The following is a 5,847-nucleotide window of genomic DNA, read 5'->3' as shown; positions in this document are numbered from 1 at the left end:
GCCGCGAGGTGGCCCGCCGCGGCGCGGACGGCGCCTACCTCAACGGCTGGGATCCGCTGCTGCAGGACGGCCTGCCCCAGCCGACACTGAGCTGGCTGGATGAGATGGCGCCCGACGACCCGCTGGTGATCATCCACAACTCCGGTCACAAGGCCTACTTCAATTCGCGCGCCGCTCAGCGGGCCGGGCTCACCCGCGACACCGCCGACCCCAAGGGCGCCAAGTACGGCCGCGACACCAACGGCGACCTCGACGGCAGCGCCGAGGAAATCGGAGCGGTGTTTCCGCTGCTGGGCGGGGCTATCACGCCGAGCGATTACCCGGCGATGCTGCTGGCCGAGTGCGCCCGACTCAACCAGGCCGGGTTGACGACCTGCTCGGAAATGGCGTTCGATCCGGCATTACGGCCGCTCGTCGAGCAGCTGCGCGGGCAGCTGTCGGTGCGCCTACGGACCTACGAGATGTCCAACGAGCAGATGGCGAGTGACGCCACGCCCGGCGAGGGCGACGACATGCTGCGTCAGGTCGGCATCAAGATCTGGGTGGACGGCTCACCGTGGATCGGCAACATCGCGCTGTCGTTCCCCTACCTCGACACCGAAGCTACCCGGACGATCGGCGTGCCGCCGGGTTCGTGCGGCTGCGCGAACTACACGAAAGAACAGCTCACGGAGATCGTCGACGCCTACTACCCGCTGGGCTGGCCGATGGCCTGTCACGTGCAGGGCGACGCCGGCGTCGACACCATTCTCGACGTGTATGAGCAAGCGCTGCAACGTAACCCGCGCGACGACCACCGACTGCGCCTGGAACACGTCGGTGCCATCCGGCCCGGGCAACTCCAGCGCGCCCACGACCTCGGCGTCACCTGCAGCATCTTCGTCGACCAGATCCACTATTGGGGTGACGTCATCGTCGACGGCCTGTTTGGCGAGGAGCGCGGATCTCGTTGGATGCCGGCAGGTTCCGCGGTGGCCACCGGCATGCGCATCTCGCTGCACAACGACCCGCCGGTGACACCGGAGGAGCCGCTGCGCAATATCGGCGTTGCGGTCACGCGGACAGCACCCAGCGGGCGGGTGCTCGGCCCGGAGGAGCGGCTGACCGTCGAGCAGGCGATCCGGGCGCAGACCATCGACGCGGCCTGGCAGCTGTTCGCCGACGACATCACCGGATCGTTGGAGGTCGGCAAATACGCCGATCTCGTTGTGCTGTCCGCTGATCCGCGTGCGGTGGCGCCGGCGGACATCGCCGACCTGCAGGTGCGCGCGACGTTTCTGGCCGGTCGCCAGGTCTACACGTCGTGAAACCAACGCTGCCTGACGTTCTCGACCGCCTGCACGTGGTCTCGCTGCCGATGCGAGTGCGCTTCCGCGGCATCACCACCCGCGAGGTGGCGCTGATCGACGGCCCGGCCGGGTGGGGCGAATTCGGTGCGTTCCTCGAATATGACGACGCCGAGGCCGCGCACTGGCTGGCCGCCGCGCTCGACTCGGCCTACCGGACACCGCCGCCGCCGCTGCGCAACCGAGTCGATGTCAACGCCACCGTCCCGGCCGTCCCCGTCGCGCAGGTGCCCGAAATATTGGGCCGCTTCCCGGGCGCACGCACGGCAAAGGTGAAGGTCGCCGAACCCGGCCAGACCCTCGACGACGATGTCGCCCGGGTCGACGCGGTTCGCGCGCTGGTGCCCATCGTGCGGGTCGACGCCAACGGCGCCTGGACCGTCGCGCAGGCCATTGAAGCAGCCGCCGCGCTTGGCCCGCTGGAATACTTCGAGCAGCCGTGTGCCACGGTCGACGAGCTCGCCCAGGTGCGCAGCCAGGTCGACGTCCCGATCGCCGCCGACGAGAGCATCCGCAAGGCCGGTGACCCGCTGGCAGTCGTCCGCGCCGGCGCTGCCGACATCGCTGTTGTGAAAGTCGCTCCGCTGGGCGGCATTTCGGCGCTGTTGGCGATCGCCGCGCAGATCGACGTGCCCGTCGTCGTCTCCAGTGCGCTGGACTCGGCGGTGGGCATCGGGGTCGGGCTGTCCGCGGCGGCGGCCCTGCCGAATCTGGGCCATGCGTGCGGGCTGGGCACCGGTCGGCTGTTCGTCGAAGACGTCGCAGAACCTGTCGCGGCTGTCGACGGCTACCTGCCGGTCGGCCCGGTAACGCCGGATCGGGCGCGACTGGCGGCGCTGGCCGCGTCGCCGCAGCGCCGGCAGTGGTGGGTCGAGCGGGTGCGTGTCTGCTATCCACGGCTGGCCTGGGTGCACTAACGTGCGGGGGGTGAGCACGCCCAAGGATTGGCGGAACTTCGACATTGCCGTGCTGCGCATCGTGTTTGGCATCATCTGGGGAGTCGACGCGTGGCTGAAATGGCAACCCGGTTTCCGCGCGACCTTCCTGCCGAACATGATCAGTACCGCCGACGGTGAGCCGCACTGGATCAGAGGGTGGTTCGATTTCGTCGTCGCGATCGAGCGTTCCGCGCCCGTATTGTTCGTCTACATCGGGGCCATCACTGAGACATTGCTGGCGATCACGGTGATCCTGGGGGTTGCCCGTCGCGTCGTCTACCTCGGCGGCGCGCTGTATGCCCTGATGATCTGGTGCACCGCAGACGGTTTCGGCGCGCCGTACGGGCCGGGTGCCACCGACATCGGACCGAGCATCATCTACGCCCTGGTATTTCTCGCACTGCTGGTCATGCTCGAACGCGGCCACAGCGGTCGGCTGTCGCTGGATGCCGTGCTCGTCCGCCGCTTCCCGCAGTGGGCCAGGCTCTCCGGGCCAGTGCTGTCCTGATTTGTGGGCTACATGGCGTAGACGACATGGGGTCTGACCGCCAACACTGACAGTCATGACACGCAAAGTCCTGATCGTCGGGTTCCCGGGCGTGCAAGCGCTGGATCTGGTCGGCCCGTTCGAAGTGTTCGCGAGCGCATCGCAGGTGCTGGCCGCGCAGGGCAACGACGGCTACGCGGTGGAGGTTGTCTCACTCGACGGGTTGTCGTTGGCCACCGACACCGGGCTGAGTTTCGGCGCCGCACCGCTGCCCGACCCGGCCACGGCCGTCGACACGCTGCTGCTGCCGGGCGGCGGTGGCGCGCGCGGCGACCGGCGCGACCCGCGGTTGGTCGACTGGATCGTCGCGGCGGCGCCGCAGGCCCGTCGTGTCGTGAGCGTGTGCACCGGCGCATTCCTGGCCGCGCAGGCGGGTTTGCTCGACGGGTGCCGGGTCACCACGCACTGGGCCTTCGCCGATCAGCTGGCCCGCGAATTCCCTTCTGTCACCGTCGATCCGGACCCGATCTTCATCCGCAGCTCTCCGACGGTGTGGACGGCCGCCGGCGTCAGTGCCGGCATCGACCTGACGCTGGCGCTGGTCGAAGAGGACCACGGCACGGAGGTGGCGCAGACGGTCGCGCGCTGGCTGGTGTTGTATTTACGACGGCCCGGCGGGCAAACCCAGTTTGCCGCGCCGGTGTGGGTGGCCCGCGCCAAGCGTGAACCCATTCGTGCCGTGCAGGACGCCGTCGATGCCGAACCCGGTGGCGCGCACAGCATCACCGACCTGGCGCGTCTGGCCGCGATGAGCCCGCGGCACTTCACCCGGGTGTTCACCGCAGAAGTCGGCGAAGCGCCCGGGGCCTACGTCGAGCGGGTCCGCACCGAGGCGGCCCGTCGTCAACTCGAGCAGACCGACGACACCGTGGTGACCATTGCGTCGCGCTGTGGCTTCGGTACCGCGGAAACCATGCGCCGCAATTTCATTCGTCGCATCGGCGTCTCACCCGACCAATACCGAAAGGCATTCGCATGACCCAGATCGCGATCGTCGTCTACCCCGGATTCACCGCGCTGGACTTTATCGGGCCCTATGAGGTGCTGCACCGACTGCCGGACACCGAGGTCCGTTTCCTGTGGCACCAGCCCGGCCCGATCACCGCCGGCTCCGCCAGCCTCGTCATCGGGGCCACCCACCGTTTCAGCGAAACCCCCTCGCCGGACGTGATCTTGGTTCCGGGTGGGCCGACCAGCGTCGAACACGCCCGTGACGCGAAACTGCTGGACTGGGTGCGCGCCGCGCACCGGACCGCGACCTGGACCACGTCGGTATGCACGGGTTCGGTCATCCTGGCCGCCGCCGGCCTGCTTGACGGCAAGCGCGCGACCTCGCACTGGAGCGCGCTCTCCTTGCTGAAAACGTTGGGCGTCAATGCCGTTGGTGATGAGCGGGTGGTGCACGAGGGCAACGTCGTCAGCAGCGCCGGGGTGTCGGCCGGTATCGACCTGGCGTTGTGGCTGGCCGGCCAGATCGGAGGCGAGGAGCGCGCGAAGGCCATCCAACTGGGCATCGAATACGATCCGCAGCCACCGTTCGATTCCGGCCACATGTCCAAGGCGTCCGCGAAAACCAAGGCGACCGCGACCGCCTTGCTGGCCCGCGACGTCGCCATACCGGCAACGCTCAGCGCCGGCGCGCAGCTGCTGTGGGATCGCGCGCTGGGCGCGGTGCGGGGCAGGGCCGTTCGCAGCTAGGCGCCGCAGCGGCCCCGGCGGGAAGGGGTACCCAATGTGCCCGCCTCCGAGCGAATTGAGTTCGTCGGGCACGAGAATTCGCTCGAAGGCGGGCATAGCGGACACCGACAACTCCCTCGGGTTCTGTCGTCAAGGTTCACAGGACGGGCGCCAACACCATCCCGTAGGCGTGCTCGACCACGTTGGTCACCGCCTCGTCAGCGGCAAGCGCGAGGTCGCGCCTCCGCTCAGCACTGATGTCCACGGTAAGTTCCACCGGTGCGTACAGCACTGCGCGGGGGCCGACTACGGCGTCCCCGTCTGCGCAGCCGCTATGGGTGCACGTCTCGGCGTTGCTGATCGCTGAGCGCTTGGTCACTCGGCGGTAGTTACTCCACCTCGACTGCCGCTAACAAGACCCAGCATCAACCAACCCTCGGCGGGCCCACGGTGTCACGGCCGCAGCACGGGGTACTACCGTCACGTGAGCGATACCACCATCTTGATCATCGACATGATGAACAGCTATCGGCATGCTGACGCCGAATTATTGATGCCTAATGTCGAAAAGATAATCAGTCCGGCGGCGGAGTTGGTGCGACGTGCAGGGCAGCGTGACAGCGTCGACCTGGTGTACGTGAACGACAACTATGGCGACTTCTCCGCCGGTTTCTCCGACATCGTCGCCACTGCGCGCCAGGGTGTGCGACCCGACCTAGTCGATCCGATCGTGCCCGCCGATGACAGTCTGGTCCTGACCAAGGTCCGCCACAGTGCCTTTTACGCGACCTCGTTGGCCTACTTGCTACATCGTCTGGAGACCAAGCGTTTGGTTCTTGTCGGACAGGTCACCGAGCAGTGCATCCGGTATACCGCTCTCGACGCCTATGTGCGCCACATTCCGATCGTCGTCCCGACAGATGCGGTCGCCGGGATCGACGCAGAACTCTCAGCGGTTGCGCTGAAAATGATGGAAGCGAATATGGCGGCCGAGCTGACATCATCGGTCGAGTGCCTCGACCGATAGGCTCTGGGCGCGCGGCGGGTGTGGCTGGGCCGCAGGTCGCCAGCCTCGTCGTAACGTCTAGTCGGGTAGCGCCTGCCGCCAGACACCTCCGGCACCAGGTTGTTTGGGGCGACTGCCGCAATGTTGAAATCTTGCCGACGCGATGGTTTGGCGAGAGCAGCGGCGGGAACCCACGCCTTGGCACGTGAAATGCGTGACCGGCCAGAGACTACCGAGAGGGGCAGGCGCATGGGTGAGCACAACAGCGGTCCAGAAGAAGCCGCGAAGGGCGTTGTCGAGGGCGTCAAGGGTAAGGCCAAGGAAGTTGTGGGC

7 protein-coding genes and 1 pseudogene are annotated in these 5,847 nt (G+C 67.5%); 7 read left to right on the top strand and 1 reads right to left on the bottom strand.

Translation table 11 applies throughout. The annotated features are described in order from the left end of the window. The 5 genes from AC2VOU_RS11330 to AC2VOU_RS11310 form a co-directional block, all read left to right on the top strand. On the top strand, positions 1–1,307 hold a 1,307-nt coding region (locus AC2VOU_RS11330; protein ID WP_486957464.1), incomplete at its 5' end, for an amidohydrolase. After that, the gene (locus tag AC2VOU_RS11325; RefSeq protein WP_486957463.1) at positions 1,304–2,263 is read left to right on the top strand and encodes an o-succinylbenzoate synthase; all 960 of its coding nucleotides are present in this window, start codon (positions 1,304–1,306) and stop codon (positions 2,261–2,263) included. The genes AC2VOU_RS11330 and AC2VOU_RS11325, both read left to right, overlap by 4 nt. 10 nt (positions 2,264–2,273) lie before the next feature. Continuing rightward, on the top strand, positions 2,274–2,792 hold the full coding sequence (locus AC2VOU_RS11320; protein ID WP_486957462.1) for a hypothetical protein: 519 nt from the start codon (positions 2,274–2,276) through the stop codon (positions 2,790–2,792). 55 nt (positions 2,793–2,847) lie between these two features. Further along, positions 2,848–3,810, top strand: a complete 963-nt coding sequence (locus tag AC2VOU_RS11315) for a GlxA family transcriptional regulator (RefSeq protein WP_486957461.1) — start codon at positions 2,848–2,850, stop codon at positions 3,808–3,810. Then, positions 3,807–4,529, top strand: a complete 723-nt coding sequence (locus AC2VOU_RS11310) for a DJ-1/PfpI family protein (RefSeq protein ID WP_486957460.1) — start codon at positions 3,807–3,809, stop codon at positions 4,527–4,529. The genes AC2VOU_RS11315 and AC2VOU_RS11310 overlap by 4 nt, the downstream gene beginning before the upstream one ends. Positions 4,530–4,665: 136 nt before the next feature. On the opposite strand, the gene AC2VOU_RS11305 is transcribed toward AC2VOU_RS11310, so the two are convergent. Continuing rightward, complete coding sequence (locus AC2VOU_RS11305; protein ID WP_486957459.1) at positions 4,666–4,887, bottom strand: hypothetical protein; 222 nt, start codon at positions 4,885–4,887, stop codon at positions 4,666–4,668. Positions 4,888–4,992: 105 nt separating this feature from the next. On the opposite strand from AC2VOU_RS11305, the gene AC2VOU_RS11300 reads away from it, so the two are divergent. Beyond that, a complete protein-coding gene (locus tag AC2VOU_RS11300; RefSeq protein WP_486957458.1) occupies positions 4,993–5,535 on the top strand; it encodes a cysteine hydrolase family protein in 543 nt (180 codons plus the stop codon). 189 nt (positions 5,536–5,724) lie between these two features. Next, positions 5,725–5,847: pseudogene (locus AC2VOU_RS11295) on the top strand (CsbD family protein); the annotation flags it as partial.

This window comes from Mycobacterium sp. TH-M25, from assembly GCF_057473665.1.
The sequence above is the reverse complement of the archived record's forward strand: the minus strand, read 5'-3'. Positions and strand labels throughout refer to the sequence as shown.

Coding starts and splice junctions, on each gene's coding strand:
- AC2VOU_RS11315 (WP_486957461.1), top strand. CDS start 2,848: ATGACACGCAAAGTCCTGATCGTCGGGTTCCCGGGCGTGCAAGCGCTG.
- AC2VOU_RS11310 (WP_486957460.1), top strand. CDS start 3,807: ATGACCCAGATCGCGATCGTCGTCTACCCCGGATTCACCGCGCTGGAC.